Source organism: Salinivibrio sp. PR5 (assembly GCF_001996085.1).
Lineage (GTDB): Bacteria > Pseudomonadota > Gammaproteobacteria > Enterobacterales > Vibrionaceae > Salinivibrio > Salinivibrio proteolyticus.
Genome location: NZ_MUFK01000009.1, coordinates 69,386 through 88,896 on the forward strand (window position 1 = coordinate 69,386; position 19,511 = coordinate 88,896).

The following is a 19,511-nucleotide window of genomic DNA, read 5'->3' on the forward strand; positions in this document are numbered from 1 at the left end:
ATGCTATACCGCCTCGCCAGACCGGCAATCTTTCAATTGGATCCAGAAAAAGCACACGACTTAACGATCAGCTCGCTTTCCCGTTTTCATTCGACCCCCCTTCGTTTTATCTACTCTCAGCATCTTCCTCCTCGTCCTGTTACCGTTATGGGACTCAACTTCAAAAACCCCGTTGGCCTCGCCGCAGGGCTTGATAAAAATGGTGAGTGCATAGAAGCGTTTGGAGCGATGGGGTTTGGCTTTGTCGAAGTCGGAACGGTGACACCACGACCACAACCAGGAAATGATAAGCCGCGATTGTTCCGCATCAAAGATGCAGAGGGGATTATTAATCGCATGGGCTTTAATAATCTGGGTGTGGATGCGCTGATTGAAAACGTTAAAAAAGCCAAAGGGTTTGATGGGATCCTTGGTATCAATATCGGCAAAAACAAAGATACGCCGATTGAGAAAGGCACGGACGACTATGTCATTTGTATGCAAAAGGTATATGCGCACGCCGATTACATTGCGGTGAATATCTCGTCTCCCAACACGCCTGGGCTGCGAAGCTTGCAATACGGTGAAGCGCTAGATGAATTGCTGAGCACCTTGAAAGCGGAACAAGCACGCTTGAGCGAAGAGCAGGGCAAGTATGTGCCGCTTGCGGTCAAGATAGCACCTGATCTGACTGAAGAGGAAATTGAGCAAGTTGCGCAAACATTAGTGCGAAATCAAATTGATGGAGTGATCGCGACGAACACGACCTTAGATCGCGCATTGGTTGACGGTATGCCACATTACCAAGAAGCGGGTGGCCTCAGTGGTCGACCTGTTCAACTGAAGAGTACCGAGATTATTCGCCGTCTTCACCAAGCCCTAGAGGGTGCCTTACCCATTATTGGGGTCGGCGGGGTTGATTCGGTGATGGCGGCTCGCGAAAAAATGGCAGCGGGTGCTGCACTGGTACAAGTTTACACTGGACTGATTTATCACGGTCCGGGCTTAGTGAAGCAATTAGTACGCAATATCTAACCATCACTAAAATTTTGTATAAAAAATAAAGGTTTTAACGCGAAAAGGGGAAGGTTTCTTCCCCTTTTTTTTTGCCCTTAAGCCATTACACTTCGGGAATGTGGCACATTTGGCAAAGCCAGATACCCCATTAGATGTATCGTCGCGGGAGCTGAGTATGTTAAAACCTAACAATGCATGGACATGGTATTTCGACACCGAGTCGGAATCGCTAATGCTTGATTTGGGCGATGACATGCTATTTCGCGTCGCCATCAGTGCCAAACACCTCATCCCCGATGCGTTCTCTGAGTCCCCATTCTCTGTAGAGGACGCATCCCTTTTTCAGAGCATGACAGATACTTTGTCATGCCTCGATTTGTCGGCTCCTCGGCGAGCCGAACTCGCTTTGAACGCAGTGGCAGCCTATCGCTTCCACAAACCTATCTTACCGAAAAGTTGGTTTTTTGACCCTCAGCTTGAACCGCTCTCAGCACCTGAGTGTGGGCAGGTTGTGGAGCTTCAAAGCCAAGCGGGAGATAGGGCGCCATTTCTAATCATAGAAAACGCAGGCTCGGCTTCATTGTGCATGCTCGCTCGTGAGGCCGATTTTCAGCTTAGCGACAATAAAACCTTGGCGTTTTGTGGTGCGATTAAAGTAATGAACGACCGGTTATCTCAATTCATACCTCAAACAAATAACCGAAAAGGTCGATTTGCGTTAGTGGGCTGAGTACCATTTTTGGTACCAGCCCACGCTTTATTTGCTTCCTACCTCTCATAATCTCCGTTCATCATTCATGAATTTTCTCCGCTTCTTTGGCTAAATTCGTTTCTATTTACGAACAGCCTAACGATTAAAATGTGATCTATATCTACTGATTGAACAAAATTCGTGCGAAAAGTCGCACCACTATGGGGCCAATCTGACTTAAAAAACACCGTTATTGCGGCAATCTATTACCGTTTCCTTCCTATTTTCCCGTGCTATACGCTTTTAAATATATCTCATGGTCTATACCAATTTGGGTGGGCGTTGTTGTTGCCTGATGGGATTTAATCTGTCTATTTAAAAACACGATGGCCTTGTTTGCGTGAGTTTTGTTCATAGTGAATGCTTACCAATGGCTATATAGAGTCGCCGACAACCCTTGCCACGAAAGGGATTCATGCTGGTGTTTCTATTTGGAAACAGACTTTGATTGCGGACAGACACACTTGTGTCTTGATGGAAACAGTTGTCTTGGTTGGATTGATTCTTATCAGAAACAAATCGGTGGTGATTATTTCAACAATCAATGTGGATGATGTGGCTTAATCCCACGAGTAGGTTCAGTTTGATGTATAATCGGCGCCAATTTGATAAATGACGCCCCAAGGGTGTAGAGAACCAATGAAATACTATCTCGCGATAACCGCTCGAGGCCTCGAGCACTTGCTTGCACAAGAGCTAGAACAACTCGGTGCCACCAACCTCAAACAAGTTCACGCAGGCGTGAAGTTTAAAGCCGACGACGCAACCCTGTATCAGTGTTGTTTATGGAGCCGTATTGCTTCTCGCTTTGTGTTGGTACTGAGTGAGTTTACGGTGCGCGATGATATGGATCTCTATCTCGGCGCCACTGCCATCAATTGGCCGGATTACTTTCATTCCAGTCAGCGTATTGCCGTCGACTTTAACGGGACTAACCGTGAAATCCGCAACAGCCAATACGGTGCACTGAAAGTAAAAGACGCTATCGTCGATAAGTTTGAAAAAATGAACTTCCCTCGACCGAGTATCGATCGCGAGCAGCCCGATTTACGCATTCACATGCGCTTATCTAAAGAGCAGGGCGTGCTCGGTATCGATATGGTTGGCAGTGGTTTGCACCAACGCGGATATCGTACACAAGCTGGTGCGGCGCCATTGCGTGAAACCCATGCTGCTGCACTGGTAAAACGTTGTGGTTGGCAGCCTGAACAACCGTTTATGGATGTGATGTGTGGTTCAGGCACTTTGGTGATTGAAGCGGCGATGATCGCGGCGAACGTGGCTCCGGGCTTGAAACGGAAACGTTGGGGGTTTGAATCATTACTTGGGTTGGACAGTGACGCTTGGAAGAGCATTAAAGCTGAAGCGAGCGTTAAAGCAAAACGTGGCGTGAGTCAGTGCCAAACCCGCTTTTTTGGCTTTGATAATGACCCGCGGGTGGTCGAAACGGCGAGGGCGAATGCAAAACGCGCTGGGGTTGGCGAACTGATTACGTTTGACGTTGCCGATGCCACTCAGGTTACGCTACCTGAAGGCTTTACTGGCGGCCATATTCTCTCCAACCCACCTTATGGTGAGCGTCTTGGCACAACCCCAGGTTTGATTGCGCTATATACCCAACTTGGTGATCACCTCAAGCAGAGTTTTGCCGGTAATCAGGTATCACTGTATTCAGGCTCTGAGGAGTTGCTGAGCTGTTTACGTATGCGCGCGGATGACAAGTTCAAGCTACGCAATGGCGCGATTGATTGCGTAATGAAAACATATGGTATTACCGCGCGTGGCGAGAAGCCCCGATCCGATCAGGATAAAGAGGCGCACGGGAGCACGGATGTCGCGCCCGACTTTGCCAATCGCTTGCGTAAAAACATGGCCAAGTTAGATAAATGGGCGAAAAAAGAAGGGTTAGAATGCTATCGCCTATACGATGCGGATTTGCCGGACTATAAAGCGGCCATTGATCGCTATCGTGACTATTTAGTCATTCAAGAGTATGCCGCGCCCAAGACGATTGAACCAGAGAAAGCGCGTCGTCGTTTGCTGGATATGGTTCGAGCATCGATCGCGGTGACCGGAATTGACGTCAACAAAGTTGTCCTCAAAACCCGCGAAAAACAAAAAGGGAATAACCAGTATCAGAAGCTGGCGGCAGGCGAACGTACCATGACGGTCCATGAATATGGGGTTGCCTTGGAGGTTAACCTTTACGACTATCTCGATACCGGCTTATTCCTCGATCATCGCCCAACGCGCAAACTCATTGGCCAGAAAGCCGCGGGTAAAGACGTGTTAAACCTTTTTGCCTATACCGGCAGTGCATCCGTCCACGCGGCGGTTGGGGGCGCTCGCTCAACAACCACGGTCGATATGTCCAAAACCTATTTGGCCTGGGCCGAACGTAATATGAAGCTCAACGGCATTGTGGGTCGTCAACATCAATTTGAAAATGCCGATTGCTTGCAGTGGATAAGCCAATCAGATCGCCAGTTTGACTTGATTTTTATTGATCCACCGACGTTTTCTAACTCCAAACGCATGAACACGACGTTTGATGTTCAGCGCGATCACGTCGATGTTTTGTTAGCACTGAAAGAGCGGCTTCGCCCAGACGGTGAGATCATTTTCTCTAACAACAAACGGCATTTCAAAATGGATACCGACGCGCTGGCTGAAGCTGGCTTACGCGTTGAAAATATAACTAAGCGCTCGATACCAGAAGATTTCGCGCGCAATCCTCATATTCATAACTGTTGGATCATTCGTCACCAAGAGGCCTAAGTATGGCATTAATGCTCTACAGCACGGAAGGCTGTCACCTCTGTGAGCAAGCCTATGAACTCTATCAGTCGTTGGGGTGCCAGACACCCCTCGACACCCAAGATATCGCCTTCGATGACAATTTATTTGAGCGTTACGGTGTCACTATTCCTGTGATTGCCGTGCTGACGCCGGGAGGACAGGTGAGGGCAGAGCTTGGCTGGCCATTCGATTCAACACAATTACAGGCTTGGTTAATAGAACATGGCATTGATTAAAATTACCGGCGCACAGTTAGCGTACGGCGATAATCCTCTACTCGACAACACGGACTTTATTTTACAACCGGGCGAACGCGTATGTTTGGTGGGACGCAACGGCGCGGGAAAATCGACGTTGATGAAGGTGCTTGACGGTCAAGTTCAACTGGATGATGGCTCGATTCAACGCCAATCTGAATTAAAAGTCTCGCGTCTTGAGCAAGATCCGCCGCGCGACAGCGATGGTACTGTCTTCGATTATGTCGCCGAAGGGTTGGCCGAGGCGGGCGCGAAACTCAAGGAATACCACCAGTTGATCGCGACGATCGAAACCGATCCTAGCGATCGCAACATTGCCGCGCTTGCGCGTGTACAAGAAGCTCTTGACCATGCAGACGCGTGGCGTTTCGACAATCAGATTATGGTGGTATTAGGCGCATTAGGTTTAGACGGCAACACCGCATTAAATGCACTCTCGGGAGGTTGGCAACGTAAAGCTGCACTAGCGAGAGCATTAGTCTGCGAGCCCGATGTACTGCTGCTTGATGAGCCAACAAACCACCTTGATGTATCGACCATCCTGTGGCTAGAACAGTTCTTAAAAGACTTTAAAGGCGCCATTGTCTTTATATCTCACGACCGTTCTTTCATTCGAGCCATGGCAACGCGTATCTTAGATCTCGATCGCGGCAAGCTGTCTTCTTGGCCCGGTGATTACGACAAGTATCTCGAAGGCAAAGAGGAAGCCCTGCGCGTTGAAGCGGAGCAAAATGCCGAGTTTGATAAGAAACTCGCGCAAGAAGAAGCGTGGATTCGACAAGGCATCAAGGCGCGAAGAACGCGTAACGAAGGGCGAGTGCGTGCGTTGAAGGCGTTACGACAAGAACGCGCCAGTCGGGTTGAGTTACAGGGTAACGCGAATCTCCAGCTCGATGATGCATCTCGCTCCGGTAAGATTGTCTTTGAGGCTGAGAACATCAGCTTTACCTATCAAGAGCAACCCTTAATTAAGCCTTTTAGCTTTACTGTCATGCGTGGCGATCGCATTGCATTGATTGGTCCCAATGGGTGCGGAAAGAGTACGCTATTAAAGCTCATGCTTCAGCAACTCGAGCCTGACACTGGCCATTTGCACGTTGGCACCAAGTTAGATGTCGCCTATTTTGACCAATACCGAGAAAAGCTCGATCCGGAAAAAACCGTGATCGACAACTTGGCGGGTGGGAAAACCGAAGTCGACGTTGGCGGCCGTAAACGCCATGTGATGGGCTATTTACAAGATTTCTTATTCCATCCTCGACGCGCTCAAACACCGGTCAAAGCGCTATCTGGCGGTGAAAAGAACCGGCTATTGCTGGCGAAACTCTTTTTAAAGCCAGCTAACTCATTGGTACTCGATGAGCCAACCAATGACCTTGATATTGAAACTTTGGAGCTACTCGAAGACTTGCTGTCGCAATTCCAAGGCACCTTGTTGCTCGTTAGCCATGACCGCCACTTTGTTGATAATACCGTAACACATAGCTGGATTTTCGAAGGCGATGGAACCATCAATAAGTTTGTAGGCGGCTACCATGATGCACAACAGCAGCGTGAGCAATTTTTGCAAGCGGTCGCACCGTCAAAATCCGACCCCAAGAGTGTAAAAAACACCCAAGATACGGAACAAAAGACGGCAAAACCTAAAGGTAAACCTCGTAAGTTATCTTATAAATTGCAACGAGAGCTTGAGGCCTTGCCAGCACTGCTTGAAGCGCTAGAAGCCGAAATCGACAGCCTACAAACAGAAATGAATGATCCTGAATTTTTCTCTAAAAGTCAGGAGGTTACTCAGCCAAAGCTCACAAGACTCTCGGAAGCCGAGCAAGAATTGGAGCAAGCCTTTGAACGGTGGGAAGAATTAGAGGCCATGCAGCAAGACATATAGTGACGTTGTCACTAATAGGCTTGGGCACGACTCACAATTTCATTGTCATTGGTGCGATATGTCTTGATTAAAAAATAATCATGATCGAAGCTGTAGAGGATGCTTCATAAAAACGTCACGGACAGAAGCATCCTTGCGATAGCAAGTAGCACTGAATAAGATGGAATAAAGAGGGCGACTCTATGAAAAGACAGAAGCGAGATCGTTTGGAACGTGCACAGTCAAAAGGCTTCCAAGCAGGTATCAACGGTCGATCGTCTGATATATGTCCTTACCAACAAACGGATGCAAGGAGCCACTGGCTTGGTGGCTGGCGTGAAGGCAGAAGTAATAAATCTGAAATGATGAAGTAATCATTTATTGCCGTGTTTTTGGCCTTATCGTTCGGGTAAGGCCTTTTTCTTGGTTGTTTAATGCACTATAACTTTATGTGTAAAGCAAAAATAAATCATACCTAACGAGTTCCCATTAAGCTAGATCACTAAATTCAATTTAAAAGTCTATTAAAGCGCGTCGGGGATAATAAAAAGCCGGCGTAGATGCCGGCTTGGAGAAGTGTAGAGATACAGTATTAGTTAGAATGCTGATGTATCTTGGAACAAACCTACTTTCAGGTCTTTGGCGACATAGATTTCTTTGCCATCGACAAGCACGCGCCCGTCAGCAACACCCATCACCAACTTGCGGTTAATCACTCGCTTCATGTGAATTTCGTAGCGTACTTGCTTGGCAGTAGGAAGTACTTGGCCGGTAAATTTGACTTCACCGACACCAAGCGCACGTCCTTTACCTTCGCCACCAACCCAGCCAAGGAAGAATCCCACAAGCTGCCACATCGCATCAAGACCTAAACAACCCGGCATCACAGGATCACCCGGGAAGTGGCAATCGAAGAACCAAAGGTCAGGATTAATATCGAGCTCGGCGATGATGACCCCTTTATCGAAATCTCCACCTTGTTCGGTGATTTCAGCAATGCGATCCATCATTAGCATGTTAGGCGCGGGGAGTTGCGGTCTGCCAGGGCCAAATAGTTCACCCTGGCTAGAGGCGAGAAGGTCTTCACGGTTATAGGAATTTTGGCGTTTCATTATATCTAAACTGCTCCTTATTCAATTGCGAGCAGATTAGCGTACACGTGTACGCCAAACAACTCGGATCAGTACTGGCCCAACCAGTTTTTTAATCGGCTAAACAAAGTGTTGCAGGTTTGTTTTTCACCATTATGAAAGTGATCGATCCTGTCAGAAATTTTGCCAAGTAATGTTTCGCCTTCGTCTCCTGAGAATGGGAGCCCAGTCACGATAGGAAGCGCTTGTTCGACATCATCAACTGCCCAAATATGAAATTGACCGGCTTTTATTGCATCCACGACATCTTGGCGTAGGCAGAGCGATGACAGATTTGTTTTCGGTAATACAATGCCTTGCTGACCAGTTAAGCCACGATGCGCACAAACTTGATAGTAGCCTTCGATTTTTTCATTGATCCCTCCCACGGCTTGCACTCGTCCAAACTGGTCGACAGCACCCGTAATCGCAATCGCTTGATTGATAGGTTGCAAGGAAAGCGCGCTAACAAAAGCACACAGCTCTGCCAAGGAAGCACTGTCACCATCGACCTCACAATAAGATTGCTCAAACACAATGGACGCTGAGTAGGGCAATGGTTCATCAAGATTGAGTGCGGCGCTAACAAAGGCCTGCATAATCATCATGCCTTTAGCATGGATATTACCCGCGAGTTCCGCTTTGCGTTCCACATCGGCAATGTCGCCGTCGCCAGAGTGTACAACACATGAAATACGTGCCGGTTCACCATAGCTCATGGGATGGCCAGGGACTTCAATGACAGTGAGACCGTTGATTTGGCCAATATGTTCACCGCGAGTATCAATAAATACTTGGCCTTTATGGATATCTTCAATCGCTCGCTCGGGTAAGTAGGCGGCACGTTGATAGCGCTCTGCTAATGCCTTAGCAATTGCGTCCCCGTCCAATTGATTTTCAGCATGCATAAGTGCTTCGCCAAGCAGCTGCTGATACCACACTGGGCACAAAGGCATACGGTGCTGGGCTTCGCTTTCTCGCGCTCCCGCTTGCATCAGTTGGACAATGGCAGTGTCAGTGATGCTTTTATCTGTTAACTGATTTGCAATGCCTTTTAGCCAAGCAAGATAGGCTTCAATATTGTTCTCATTGACTTCAATGTCTTGCTCGTACTCCGCGAATGCGGCGATACCATCGTACAAGTCAGGTTCATGAGTCTCAAAATCTGCTAACCATTGTCGATCGCCCACCAGTATCACTCGGACGCTGAGCGCCTCATCKGGCAATGTGGTCAGTTGATCGGCACGTGCTGTTTGCCAGGGTAAGCGACCCGTGGCGAGTAGCTGACGCAAACGAAGCCAAACACGTGGTTGTTGAAGCACATCTGCGATTTTAAGAATGATAGCGCCTTGGTGAGCTTGGTGAATTAAGCCAAATTGCTTTTGTGACGCTGTAACGTTTTTGTTTTCATCATAAGCAAAGCCGAATAGTGATGTTTCAGTGATGTTTTCACCCACAATCACGGGGGTACGTGCATCAATTTGGGTTAACGCATCCTGGTACGCATTAAGATAGCCCGGCAAATCAGAGGACATGACGACTAAGCACTGTGTTGGACAGTCTGGTGTCATTAGCCACCGGAACGCGCGACCAAGTCGAGATTGGAGTGAGAATAGCTCAGCCGCTTCCAATGTCTCAAATTGAGCAATTGCTGGGGTAAACTGAGAATAATGTGGTTTGGCATCACGCCAATCAACTTCATGCATGTCTATGATTACTGACTAGGATTAGAATGGAACGAGTATAAAGGATAACACACTGGGCGAATAGGCATACTCGCATGGGCACACCGGTAAACGATGGGCAGGGGATCGATACGCCGCTTTTACTATGTGTGATAATTGAACAGATTGACAGTTGGTGTTACGCTGTCACCAATCGGCGTGATCAAAGCTTGGGCATATGAAATATCAACAACTCGAAAACCTCGAAGCTGGCTGGAAATGGACCTATCTAGTCAAAAAATGGAAAGATGGTGACACCGTCACAAAATACATTGATAGTTCCGAAATACAAACGGCTATCGATGCGTTAATGGCGATTGAGCATGAGCCAACGCGCGTCAATCAATGGATTGAAAAGCACATGTCGCCAGCGCTCGATAACAAGCTCAAACAAGCGATTCGTGCCAAGCGAAAGCGTCACTTCAATGCCGAGCAAGAACACACCCGCAAAAAATCAATTGATTTGGATTACCGGGTTTGGGAACGGCTCTCACAAAAAGCGCATGAGCTAGACGCGACCTTATCCGATACCATCGAGTATTTGTTGTCCGAGGCAAACCGTACAGAGAGCGCAAGCAAGCAAGTAGATGCATTGAAAAAAGATTTGAGCAACTTACTCGATATGTAGCCGTTGGACAGATTGCATTCACAGCAAGAGTCTGACTCTGGAGCAGTTAGAGCAGTATTATGGGTTATTTTTTATTTATATCGTTCGCGATTTTTCTCGCGTTTATGTTGATTGATAGACCTTTGATTGTCATCGCATTTAAAGATGGACAGCTTGTTCGTCACAAAGGCAAAGTGCCAAAAGGTTTCTTGCATGATTGCCAAGAAATTGCCAAACGAAATCCGTTTACCGGAACCGTTAAAGTGTATAGCAACCGTTTTAAGCCGGCGAAATTGGTCATGTCACGCAGCATCGATAGTCGCACACAGCAGCGCATCAAAAACGTTTTTCCATATCAATCATTCAAATAGTGCTAGTTTTCGCTCAAATAACATGACTGTTGGAGGCGATAATCAACACGTCGCCTCTATGTTAACCATTAAATCCAAGTGCGCATTATATGCCCTTTATGGTAAATATAAGTCCCTGTATATAAAAGAAAAAGTAATGCATAGCCCGAGACCAACTTGATTATAAAAGAGTTGGTTATAAAAGCTATGAATAGAAAAATAACGCAAAACTACATTTTTAGACGTTTTACATGTGGACTATCTATCGAAGACACCGCGAAACTATGTTTAGTTTCTGCGACTGAGGTCAAAAAGTGGGACGAAGGAAAATCCATTCCGCCATTGTGCAAGCGGGTGATGCGTATGTATGTCGGGCATGATTTGTGCCCATCTGAGCCTGAATGGGACGACTGGAAGATGAGTGGTAAGCAGCTCATCATGCCTAACAAAGTGCCACTATCCCCCCATCAGATTTCTACAGCTGCTTACATCTTGAAGCTGGCACCCAATGAAGAACACAAAGCTGCATTGCGATTGCTCAAGTTCGCGAGGGTATTAAAGCGGTACGCGAGGTAAGTGTAGAGAAAAGTCGCATACGTCAGAGGATACAGATCGTTCGCTTTGGTCTAGCAGGGCGGAGGTGGTCGGTGGTTCTGTTGGTGTATGTATCTGTATCGGGCGGTAAGCTCTAGTGCATATTCTAACTAATGCAAAGCGCCCTTATATCACTCGCACTTTTCACAATGGCTCGCAAAATTGAGCCTCTTAAGTGCGAGTGATGGCTACATGTCTTGATTCTGAGAATAGCGGGAGCATGATAAAAGCGTATACGACAATAATTAATCCTAAATCTCTCCTTAGCCGCACTAGTTGCGGCTCTTTTTTTTAATCAAAAACGCCATGTGCCCACACCAGACAGCGCGATATTCTCAGTCATGCTTAAAAGCTGCATTTTCTACCTCAACTTCTGCCTTTAACTTTTGTAATTCGCCAATAGCGCCGTCGTAGTAAGCATCGATAATGCGCTCCTGATAGCTGTCACCATCGCAGCTAAATTTATCGGCTGAAAAACCAACATTTAACGACGCAATACGAGAATCAATCAGTTTTATAATGTCGCTCATAATGGGTGCCTTTGTTGCTGAATGTGTGTTTAATGTATCGTGCGATTCGCACAAAATGTACCAAGAATTACTAATACGTCTAACAAACCTAGGCTAACTCTACTTGAATCAAAATCTTCAAATCCCGCGTTGTTTCAGTGTCATTTTTGGAGCGGAACAGGGTGCCGATGAGGGGGATGTCGCCCAGAACGGGGACTTTCTGAACCATGTTGCTCTTTTCCTGACTGACTGCGCCGCCAATCATGATTGTTGTCCCTGGGCGAATGTCGAGAGTGGTTTGCAGGGTGCGGCTTGACGTGACAATGTCACTTGCTTTTACTGTGCCGTCTACGCGGCTAAGTTCCTGATAGACGTTGATTTCGATTTTGTCTTTGTTGAACACGTAGGGCGTCACGCGCAGGATTAGTCCAATGTCTTTGCGTTCAATGGTTGTAAATGGCTTGTCGCTGTTTTCGTCGTTGTATGAACCCGTCACGAACGGGACGTTTTGACCGACTGAGAGTTGGCCCGTTTGTTGATGCTTAATGAGTAAACTGGGCTTCGAGTGAACGGAGACACGCTCACTACCGCTTAAAAACTTCACGTAAGCGTCAAAGTTCAGTGAGTTGTAAAACACGCCCGCAAGCTCTGAGAATACATTGCTGCCGTTTTCTGCTTGGGTGCTTAATGTCGCATCACCCATCTTGGCCACAAATGCGGTGTTGATCTCCTCCATGTCTGTATCAATCGTTTCGAATATCACTGCACGTACAAGCACTTGCTGCGGGACGTAGTCCAGTGATTGCACCAGTGTTGCAAGTTCGCTTTGCGCAGAACGGGGCGCTGTGACCATGACGCCGCGACCATTGAGCACTGACTGCGCGACAAATAGGTCAGGTACGCCGAGGCGGGTAGCATATGACTGGAACGCCGTATTGAGTGATGTCAGCACTGAATCGGCTTTGACGTTGATGAGGCGGTAAACCTTGGTCGTGATGTTGTCTTCGGGTTTGAGCCGGTTTTTGCGGAACACGCGAATGATGTCTTTGTTTTCTTGGTACGCAAGGCCGTTTGCGCGGATAACGTAGAAGAACACATCACGAAAGTTGGCCGCTCGACCGATGTTGTAGATTTTGACATCGCCGTCGATGGATGGAGACGTCACAATCGTTTTACCCATGACATCACTTGCCATGATGAAGAACTGGTCGAGGGTTTTACCCTGTATGTTGCTAATAAGCTCTGAGGCGGGCGCCTGAAACGCGCAGAGCATGAGTAGGGCGATCATTATCCGTTTCATCGTGTGCGTTCATCCTGATTCTTGAAGTAGTTAAAGGTGCCGAACTGGGCAATGTTGAGGCATTCGGAGTGTGAAACGCTGTAGCGCGTGCCTTGCTGGGTGTAGCATTTGCACGACATATCAACCGCGTAACAAAACAGTTGGGGAATATCGAGCTCACCGCGCGCGATGCGGTCATCAAAGACGGGAGCCGTGAAAGGCAGGGCGTCAACGCGGGGCGTGAACAGCTTAAAGTCGGTGTTAGCGAGGCTGTTATCCGATAGTGTTGCCGTTTCTGAGTGAGTGACAGTGTCACTTATTGCGGTCTCGGGTGTGTCACTGGTGAACTTGTTAACGAGAAACAAGATACCCGCAGCCATTGCACAGAACGAGAATGCAGCGACGTACAGCGCGAGTTTCACTTTGCGCGGCAGTTTCGGTTTGTGAGTGTGGAGGACAGCGGATAAGTACACACCAAAGAAGCGTTTGTCTTTGGTGATTTTTTTAGAGCCTAATCGCCACAGTGCTTTACTATCATCAGTGGGAATGAGTTTGTGATCTTCCCAGACTTTAAGATATTTCAAACCGTAGTTGAGGTAATGTTTGTGATTACCGATACGGCGGCGAATAAACACATCACAATCACGAAAGTCTTGTGAGATAAGGACTAAATCAAAGCCTTTGTGGCGATGGGTTGCGTACTCCTCAACGGCTTTTGGAACACTCGTCCCCGCGCTCCTCGTTCCCCATATATCCTGAATTTCGTCAATGACAATCACCGATTCATGGGGGAGTTCGTGCCATTTGTGCGGGTTGTCGAATTGGGTCCAATGCAGGTTTAAATGCTCGACATGCGCGAACGTGAGTTCATGCTCGGGGATTTCAAGCATGGTGCACACGTCGCGAATCTCTTTGAGAGCACTGGCTGGGTAACAGCGCTTAATCCACTTGAGCCATAGCGCGAACGGTTGATGCTTCTCATATTCGTTGGCGAGGAACGGGAAGTCGCTTAGCTCTGCATAGCGGTCTTCTTTGTGTATGCGTTTTACCTTTTTATGTATGAGCTGGTTGTCGGTCGATGGCATGAACACGCCGTAAAACCAGCCTTTGAAGCTGTCGCACACGTCATAGTCAAAGAACAGCAGCGGCACGCCGTGGTAGTAGCGTTGGCGTCCCTGAAACACGCTTTCTTCGCAGGTAAACTTGACGGCATTGAGGGTTTTGCCGGCACCGGGCAAGCCACTAAATCCATAGAGCATGATTAACCACCAAAGGTTGTGGGTTTGCGCCAACTGGAACGGTAAGAACGCGCACCAGACAAGCCTTTGTATGTCGTTGTCCAGACGAGCGTAGAAATAATGATGTTTAAGCCCTTGTCGAGACCGAGCAAACCAAGGATGCCGGTCATGTCAGACGGAAGCCCACCAATATTCTCTTGGATGTATCCGGTAAGTTGGTCGATGCCCATATCTAACCCTGTGTACGCGACAAGCGAAAAACCGAGCGCAACCGCAACATGGCTGGTTAAAAACTTGATGATTTTAGGGGCGAGTGCGAGTAAAAACGCACCGATAGAATAAAAGACTGCTGGCATAGTTCCCCCTATGATGTGACGGCACGGCCTACCATGAACATTGAAATCACGGAGCAGAGCAGAATAAGTAGCGGTCGAAGTGTGCTAGCAAGCTCGCAAATCATGTCATACGAGAAGGAGACGCTAGCGCCCAGTACAGAAACTGATTGCGGAGCAGGGCAGCCGCCGGACATTGCAACACTGTGTTTTGTGTTATTGACGATGTTTGAGATATCGACTTCATCTTCTTGGACGAGCACGTCAGCCATCTCGTAATCCGTCATGTCGTCGATTTTTTCTTCTAGCTTTTTGAGGTCGTCAGAAATGCAGGCTTGCTCAAATTGCAGGCGCAGTTGTTCACATTGAATCGGGTCGCCAGTACATTGGAAATTCTGTGCCTGTTCGGTGCAACTCAGCTGAGCGCCATTGGTGTCACCGTCACCATCGCCACAATCGTCGGTGTCGGGGTCACATTCGCCGGACGGGTCACCGTCATCACCGTCACCATCACCCGAGCCATCACTATTCCCGTCACCGTCAGAGTTGCCATCACCGTCGCCATCCGTGTCACCACCGCCCGTATCGCCATTGTCTAAACAATTGGGATCAAGGCCACAGCTTACCGCGCGTAGCTCTTTGAGCACGTCTTGGGTTGCACCGAGGGTTTGCTCGTTCCATTGGCTGATATTGTCTAACAGCATACGCTCAGCATTGCGGACTTCTTCAGCCGTGCTCGCCGAGTCAATCAAGATTTGTAGTTTGTCGTTAACGGAGTTGATGCCTGAATCAACCGAAGCAAGGTGTTCGAGTTTGGGGACTATCTCGTTATAGATAGCGGTGTCGATAGCTTGTGTTTTGTCGGCAACGTTTTGGATGGAGCTATCAAGCACTGCGGTCTGGTCGTTAATCGCACCAATAATGCCAGCCGTATCAATGCCACTGCCGGAGTCTTCACCGCCAGTCGTGCCGCCACTTGTACCACCAGAAGTACCGCCAGAAGTGCCGCCGGATGACGAACCATCACCAGAACCTGACGAAGCATCGTCACCTGTGTCGGTATCACTGCCGGAGTCTGAACCGTCATCTGAACCAGAACCGGAATCATCAGGATTTTCTGGATCTTCATTATCTGAGGTTGATGGAATACACGCTTCACCCGTGTACGAAAACTGCGCATTACAAGTATCACCCGTACAGAGCTGAATATCTCCCATACGAGCCGAGCAATGCCCACTGCATATCTGCGAATCGGGGGAATCACCGCGTTTGAACGTCACGGAAAAGGGCGACGAATCACCGCAACCGGTTTCTATTGCTGCCTGTTTACATTCATCGCCGGAACATAATGGAACACCTGAGCTGACATCAACAGAAGGAACCTGATCACTATCTACATAACATCGACCGCCTAACGAGACCCACTGAGATTTATCGTCATAGTCACCATTCCAGAACCAATAGCAAGTAACAGTTCTGTGCCACATATCACGACTTGATTGATACTCCCAAGGCCAAGACTCACAGAACTGAAAAGGCCACAACTCGTAAATGTTCATATCCTTGCGCTCAGCAAAAATATCAGCTACCAAGCTGGAACACTCAGAGCCGTATCTTTCAATATACTCACTATAAGAATAAGCAGCGCCGGAGAAAAAAATAAAAGAAAGAACAAACACATTAAAAAAACGACGCATAGCAGTTACCTGAACAGTAGAAACAAACCGAGAAAGACAATGCCCGCAACGTACATATCTTGAGTGACCACTATGACGCCTCCCGAAAGGGGGCTTTCGCCCCCAAATGTTTACCGATTAACCAAAGATGGCCGCTTTGACCCATTTGACTGACACGGCCGTCGCCGCACAGCCAATCAAGGCGCCACCCACCGCGACAACCGCTTCACTGATGCCGCTAATCTCGCCAACTGCGCCAGCGGTATCAATCGCTGCAAATGCAGGGGACGCACCCAATGCAACCGCAGTTGCGAGGGTCACTAACAGTTTCTTTTTCATATGCTTATCTCCAAATAAAACGCCGAACGGCGGATAATCCCCAGCACAACACCAAAAACGTGAGTGTCTGGGGCATGATGGCAAGCACGAATTCCATAGAAAGCGGAACTGCGCCAGCTTGGGCGAGCAAAGTATCGAGGGTCACAGCCTGCGCACCGGAGGGGCAGAACGTGCCGTTAAAGGGTTGCTCGCAAACCAAGACGTACATCGTTAAGCCTGCTTCGGTAGCTCAACGAGGTTAAAACCGGACATCGCAACGTGTTTGCCGTTGTCGTCAGCAAAACTGAAATTGCGATACGCGATTTTGAAATCGAGTTGTTTACCAATGAACTTCTTGAGCGCATCAATCGCGCCTGCGTTCATCTGGTCGGTAGAAATGCGAACGTCAATAATCTCGGTAGGTTCGAACGTCAAAAGACGCATGGAGCCTGTTTTGGTCACTTCCCCCGTGTGGGGGTTGGTGCGGGTCTTAATTTGTAAATCGGTTTCGCTAAGAATCTGGCCTGAAATAATCATTTTTGGGTTCCTTTGTTCATGGGGTGATAGTTATTGACACAAGTCCAAGGCAGCTCACGCGGGCGGCGCTGCGCTTGCCTCCGCCCACGCGATCTGCTGCTGCTCGTCGGCCTCAAGTGCCAGTGCGATTAAATCGTCGTAACGTTCGACTTGGGCGGCGAGTTCGTCATAGCGTTCGTCAGCCATGCGGTAATATTCTTCTTCAGCTTCCAGCACATCAAAGATGTCTGTCACCCTATGCATGATTGATTTGTTCGCCTGTAAATACCGCTGTTTGTTTTCTAATCGCCACGTCTTTAAACGAGTACAAACGTAAATAGAATGGAAAGTCAGTCCGGTAATACGAGCAGTCGCGTTATCACCGAACCGTGTCTTTTTCGGGACAAATTCTTCGAGCAAGGCATCCATGATGTGGGGAACGTGGTAGTGGGGGCGTAAAAGCTGGGCATTTCTCTTCACAAATACCCCGCCCATCGCGTAGCAAAACGCTTTCCAGTCTCCCGCATCAGCGGCACGGCGGACACTTTCGACCGCGAACCACTGCGCTTCATCTAAATCTGCAAACATGGCATCGTCCTTTTGAAATTCGGTGCGTATGCGGCGCAGCTCGCGCCAAGTTGTGACCGATGGGCCACCGAAGAATTGAAATTGGCGCAGGCCATTCACACGGGCAAAGGTGCGGACGGCGTTGGCTGCGTCGGTGCCGTTAAGCGACGTATCTTTATCGCTCGCGATATGTTGGCCGCTGATGTTCTTGCTGAGGTATTTGGCGATATAGCCAACGGCGCTCCCGCGTGACCAGTCGATACGCTCAACCACAAAACGGCGGCGTTTTGCACCTTGCTCTGTGGGTGAATCGTGCAGTGATAAACGGCGGTACACGTCGATGATGGTGTCGGTATGGGATGGTTCGCAGAACAGCAACATGTGCCAGTGCGGACAGCCGTCGTGATGCGGTTCAACAACGCGCATTCCGTAGAATTTGATTTTGAGCTTATCGAGGGCTTTACGAACGCTTTGCCACACGCCGCACAGGTAATCGTGGGCGTCTTGGGTTGTGGGCTTACCAGCTTCTAACCATTTGGGGTTGGGTTCACCTTGGCTCACGGCATGAAAGCGGCTAGGGCAGGTGGCAGTGATAAAGGTGGCGTCGTGGCCCAGTTCCTGCGCGATTTCTTCAAAGCCGCGTAAACGAGTGAACATTTCACACATGCGAATGTGTTCGTTAGACGGCGATTTGGCGGCCAGCTCAAACAAGGTGAAGAAGTTGTCGGGGTCGGATTCGTCAACAGCAACCGTATTTTGCAACATGGCTTTGTTGGTTTCGGTGCGGTATTTGGCGCGGTGCAAGTTCGCTTTTGAGCAGTATGGCGAGGCGTCGCGATGTACGAGGTTTAAATCTCGGGCAACACGCTCAAGCTCAATCGCGCTGCGTCGGCGAAGCTGCCGACGTATCCAGATTTCATCAGCGGCGCGATTAACGAGCGCTCGGAGTTCACCGGATTCGCGTTTTTCGTCAATGAGTTCGTCACGGAATGACAAACCGAGATCTTCAAGCAGTTCAGCGGCAACACTGAACGCCTGTTCGTCATCGTGAATCGGTGCGGTCTTGCGCATGATTTTGCGACTAAACGCTTTGGCTGTTTCGCATAAATCTTCGTCATTGCTCGAAAAGCGATATGCACGCGCTGTCAGTCGCTCATCTGCCGCCTTAATATCACGAAGCGCGTTGATGTAGCCGTTTTTACGTTGCGCATGGAGAAAACCAGTAAGCAGAGAATGACCAAAATCACCATGACGGCGGATGATGTTGTAAACCGGATCGCGCCAGTTCGTGAGCCTCACTTTATGCTCGTTGACGTCGGTGGCTGCAAGACGGTCCCAGAGTGAACACGCGACAGCACTCATTCTGTGAGGATTTATTGTGGTGTCACGGTCATTGGTGTTGCGTGCAGATTCGAGCGTGGGCGCTGTGAAGTAGAATTCATTCGTGTCAGCGTCAAAGCGCGGCGGACAGAGGTGATGCTGTGTGCGTTCGCGCTGGGCAATGGTGGGCTGAATGAATGCATGAGTCATCTAAATACCTGCTATTCTCAAATCTGGATATTCTCATTTTTGAAAACTGTAATTACCAAAGTTGAAAACTACAAGATTCGTTTTTTTGAGAATTGCAAGTAAACTGAGCGTATTGGAGGATTGTCTATGTTTCATTCTGAACTGCTAGATGCCTATAAAAAGGCAAAAAACTACACACAAGATAAGCAGATTGCACCGGACTTAGGTGTTACGCCGTCGAACATTAGTGAAATGCGCAAGGGTAAACGCTATCTCACTGAAAAATCAGCAGTTATTCTTGCCAAAGGTGCAGGTTTAAATATCGAGGAAGTATTAGTAAAAGTAGCGGCTGACCGTGCTAAAACAGAACAAACAAAGAAAGCATGGGAGAACGTTTTGGGAAAGCTACATAGCCAAGGTTTGCAGAGTATTCAGGGACTTAGCCTTGGTTTGATGGTATTGGCGCTATCCTTGGAACACTGGTCTCAGTTC

General features: G+C 48.4%; 19 protein-coding genes. 9 read left to right on the forward strand and 10 right to left on the reverse strand.

What is annotated here, in order from left to right; translation table 11 throughout:
- From pyrD to rmf, 6 genes are all read left to right on the forward strand, one after another.
- On the forward strand, nucleotides 1-1,014 hold the full coding sequence (gene pyrD, locus BZG82_RS05655) for a quinone-dependent dihydroorotate dehydrogenase (RefSeq protein WP_077479176.1): 1,014 nt from the start codon (nucleotides 1-3) through the stop codon (nucleotides 1,012-1,014).
- Nucleotides 1,015-1,171: 157 nt separating this feature from the next.
- Entirely contained in the window at nucleotides 1,172-1,726 is a 555-nt protein-coding gene (locus BZG82_RS05660; protein WP_077456720.1) for a cell division protein ZapC, read from the forward strand.
- A 660-nt stretch (nucleotides 1,727-2,386) separates the two neighbouring features.
- A complete protein-coding gene (gene rlmKL / locus BZG82_RS05665; RefSeq protein WP_077765370.1) occupies nucleotides 2,387-4,525 on the forward strand; it encodes a bifunctional 23S rRNA (guanine(2069)-N(7))-methyltransferase RlmK/23S rRNA (guanine(2445)-N(2))-methyltransferase RlmL in 2,139 nt (712 codons plus the stop codon).
- A 2-nt stretch (nucleotides 4,526-4,527) separates the two neighbouring features.
- Nucleotides 4,528-4,782: a glutaredoxin family protein gene (locus tag BZG82_RS05670; protein ID WP_077479178.1), complete on the forward strand. Its 255-nt coding sequence runs from the start codon at nucleotides 4,528-4,530 to the stop codon at nucleotides 4,780-4,782.
- Nucleotides 4,769-6,691 (forward strand): ATP-binding cassette ATPase Uup, encoded by a 1,923-nt coding sequence (gene uup, locus BZG82_RS05675; protein ID WP_077479179.1) that lies wholly within the window; start codon nucleotides 4,769-4,771, stop codon nucleotides 6,689-6,691. Before BZG82_RS05670 ends, uup begins: the two co-directional genes overlap by 14 nt.
- A 182-nt stretch (nucleotides 6,692-6,873) precedes the next feature.
- Nucleotides 6,874-7,044 carry a ribosome modulation factor gene (rmf, locus tag BZG82_RS05680; protein WP_077456710.1) on the forward strand — a complete coding sequence of 57 codons (171 nt, stop codon included), beginning with the start codon at nucleotides 6,874-6,876 and terminating at the stop codon, nucleotides 7,042-7,044.
- Between the two features lie 222 nt (nucleotides 7,045-7,266).
- Here rmf and fabA read toward each other — a convergent pair whose 3' ends face one another.
- A complete protein-coding gene (gene fabA / locus BZG82_RS05685) occupies nucleotides 7,267-7,782 on the reverse strand; it encodes a bifunctional 3-hydroxydecanoyl-ACP dehydratase/trans-2-decenoyl-ACP isomerase (RefSeq protein ID WP_069587720.1) in 516 nt (171 codons plus the stop codon).
- A gap of 68 nt (nucleotides 7,783-7,850) precedes the next feature.
- Nucleotides 7,851-9,506 (reverse strand): AAA family ATPase, encoded by a 1,656-nt coding sequence (locus BZG82_RS05690; RefSeq protein ID WP_077661933.1) that lies wholly within the window; start codon nucleotides 9,504-9,506, stop codon nucleotides 7,851-7,853.
- A 196-nt stretch (nucleotides 9,507-9,702) separates the two neighbouring features.
- On the opposite strand from BZG82_RS05690, the gene matP reads away from it, so the two are divergent.
- A complete protein-coding gene (gene matP, locus BZG82_RS05695) occupies nucleotides 9,703-10,152 on the forward strand; it encodes a macrodomain Ter protein MatP (RefSeq protein ID WP_069587717.1) in 450 nt (149 codons plus the stop codon).
- Nucleotides 10,153-10,211: 59 nt separating this feature from the next.
- Nucleotides 10,212-10,502: a DUF3634 family protein gene (locus BZG82_RS05700; RefSeq protein WP_077765371.1), complete on the forward strand. Its 291-nt coding sequence runs from the start codon at nucleotides 10,212-10,214 to the stop codon at nucleotides 10,500-10,502.
- Between the two features lie 908 nt (nucleotides 10,503-11,410).
- Here the strand turns inward: BZG82_RS05700 and BZG82_RS05710 are convergent.
- The 8 genes from BZG82_RS05710 to BZG82_RS05750 all read right to left on the reverse strand — a co-directional run bounded on the left by BZG82_RS05710 (nucleotide 11,411) and on the right by BZG82_RS05750 (nucleotide 19,040).
- The gene (locus BZG82_RS05710) at nucleotides 11,411-11,605 is read right to left on the reverse strand and encodes a hypothetical protein (RefSeq protein ID WP_077765373.1); all 195 of its coding nucleotides are present in this window, start codon (nucleotides 11,603-11,605) and stop codon (nucleotides 11,411-11,413) included.
- A gap of 88 nt (nucleotides 11,606-11,693) precedes the next feature.
- A complete protein-coding gene (locus tag BZG82_RS05715) occupies nucleotides 11,694-12,884 on the reverse strand; it encodes a type II secretion system protein GspD (RefSeq protein ID WP_077765374.1) in 1,191 nt (396 codons plus the stop codon).
- Complete coding sequence (locus BZG82_RS05720; RefSeq protein ID WP_077765375.1) at nucleotides 12,881-14,122, reverse strand: zonular occludens toxin domain-containing protein; 1,242 nt, start codon at nucleotides 14,120-14,122, stop codon at nucleotides 12,881-12,883. The genes BZG82_RS05715 and BZG82_RS05720 overlap by 4 nt, the downstream gene beginning before the upstream one ends.
- Nucleotides 14,123-14,124: 2 nt before the next feature.
- Complete coding sequence (locus BZG82_RS05725) at nucleotides 14,125-14,457, reverse strand: DUF2523 family protein (protein ID WP_077765376.1); 333 nt, start codon at nucleotides 14,455-14,457, stop codon at nucleotides 14,125-14,127.
- An 8-nt stretch (nucleotides 14,458-14,465) separates the two neighbouring features.
- The gene (locus BZG82_RS16320) at nucleotides 14,466-15,920 is read right to left on the reverse strand and encodes a virulence factor TspB C-terminal domain-related protein (RefSeq protein ID WP_131826228.1); all 1,455 of its coding nucleotides are present in this window, start codon (nucleotides 15,918-15,920) and stop codon (nucleotides 14,466-14,468) included.
- A gap of 327 nt (nucleotides 15,921-16,247) precedes the next feature.
- Complete coding sequence (locus BZG82_RS05735) at nucleotides 16,248-16,448, reverse strand: major capsid protein (protein WP_077458520.1); 201 nt, start codon at nucleotides 16,446-16,448, stop codon at nucleotides 16,248-16,250.
- Nucleotides 16,449-16,658: 210 nt separating this feature from the next.
- Entirely contained in the window at nucleotides 16,659-16,964 is a 306-nt protein-coding gene (locus tag BZG82_RS05745; RefSeq protein WP_077765379.1) for a hypothetical protein, read from the reverse strand.
- Nucleotides 16,965-17,018: 54 nt separating this feature from the next.
- Nucleotides 17,019-19,040: a replication endonuclease gene (locus tag BZG82_RS05750; protein WP_241837348.1), complete on the reverse strand. Its 2,022-nt coding sequence runs from the start codon at nucleotides 19,038-19,040 to the stop codon at nucleotides 17,019-17,021.
- A 126-nt stretch (nucleotides 19,041-19,166) separates the two neighbouring features.
- Here BZG82_RS05750 and BZG82_RS05755 point away from each other — a divergent pair.
- A partial coding sequence (locus tag BZG82_RS05755; protein ID WP_077765380.1) for a DUF3693 domain-containing protein occupies nucleotides 19,167-19,511 on the forward strand: 345 nt, incomplete at its 3' end.

Coding starts and splice junctions, on each gene's coding strand:
- BZG82_RS05750 (WP_241837348.1), bottom strand. CDS start 19,040: ATGACTCATGCATTCATTCAGCCCACCATTGCCCAGCGCGAACGCACA.
- BZG82_RS05735 (WP_077458520.1), bottom strand. CDS start 16,448: ATGAAAAAGAAACTGTTAGTGACCCTCGCAACTGCGGTTGCATTGGGT.
- pyrD (WP_077479176.1), top strand. CDS start 1: ATGCTATACCGCCTCGCCAGACCGGCAATCTTTCAATTGGATCCAGAA.
- fabA (WP_069587720.1), bottom strand. CDS start 7,782: ATGAAACGCCAAAATTCCTATAACCGTGAAGACCTTCTCGCCTCTAGC.
- rmf (WP_077456710.1), top strand. CDS start 6,874: ATGAAAAGACAGAAGCGAGATCGTTTGGAACGTGCACAGTCAAAAGGC.
- uup (WP_077479179.1), top strand. CDS start 4,769: ATGGCATTGATTAAAATTACCGGCGCACAGTTAGCGTACGGCGATAAT.
- BZG82_RS05700 (WP_077765371.1), top strand. CDS start 10,212: ATGGGTTATTTTTTATTTATATCGTTCGCGATTTTTCTCGCGTTTATG.
- BZG82_RS05710 (WP_077765373.1), bottom strand. CDS start 11,605: ATGAGCGACATTATAAAACTGATTGATTCTCGTATTGCGTCGTTAAAT.
- BZG82_RS05715 (WP_077765374.1), bottom strand. CDS start 12,884: ATGAAACGGATAATGATCGCCCTACTCATGCTCTGCGCGTTTCAGGCG.
- BZG82_RS05720 (WP_077765375.1), bottom strand. CDS start 14,122: ATGCTCTATGGATTTAGTGGCTTGCCCGGTGCCGGCAAAACCCTCAAT.
- BZG82_RS16320 (WP_131826228.1), bottom strand. CDS start 15,920: ATGTGGCACAGAACTGTTACTTGCTATTGGTTCTGGAATGGTGACTAT.
- BZG82_RS05725 (WP_077765376.1), bottom strand. CDS start 14,457: ATGCCAGCAGTCTTTTATTCTATCGGTGCGTTTTTACTCGCACTCGCC.
- BZG82_RS05660 (WP_077456720.1), top strand. CDS start 1,172: ATGTTAAAACCTAACAATGCATGGACATGGTATTTCGACACCGAGTCG.
- BZG82_RS05670 (WP_077479178.1), top strand. CDS start 4,528: ATGGCATTAATGCTCTACAGCACGGAAGGCTGTCACCTCTGTGAGCAA.
- matP (WP_069587717.1), top strand. CDS start 9,703: ATGAAATATCAACAACTCGAAAACCTCGAAGCTGGCTGGAAATGGACC.
- BZG82_RS05745 (WP_077765379.1), bottom strand. CDS start 16,964: ATGATTATTTCAGGCCAGATTCTTAGCGAAACCGATTTACAAATTAAG.
- rlmKL (WP_077765370.1), top strand. CDS start 2,387: ATGAAATACTATCTCGCGATAACCGCTCGAGGCCTCGAGCACTTGCTT.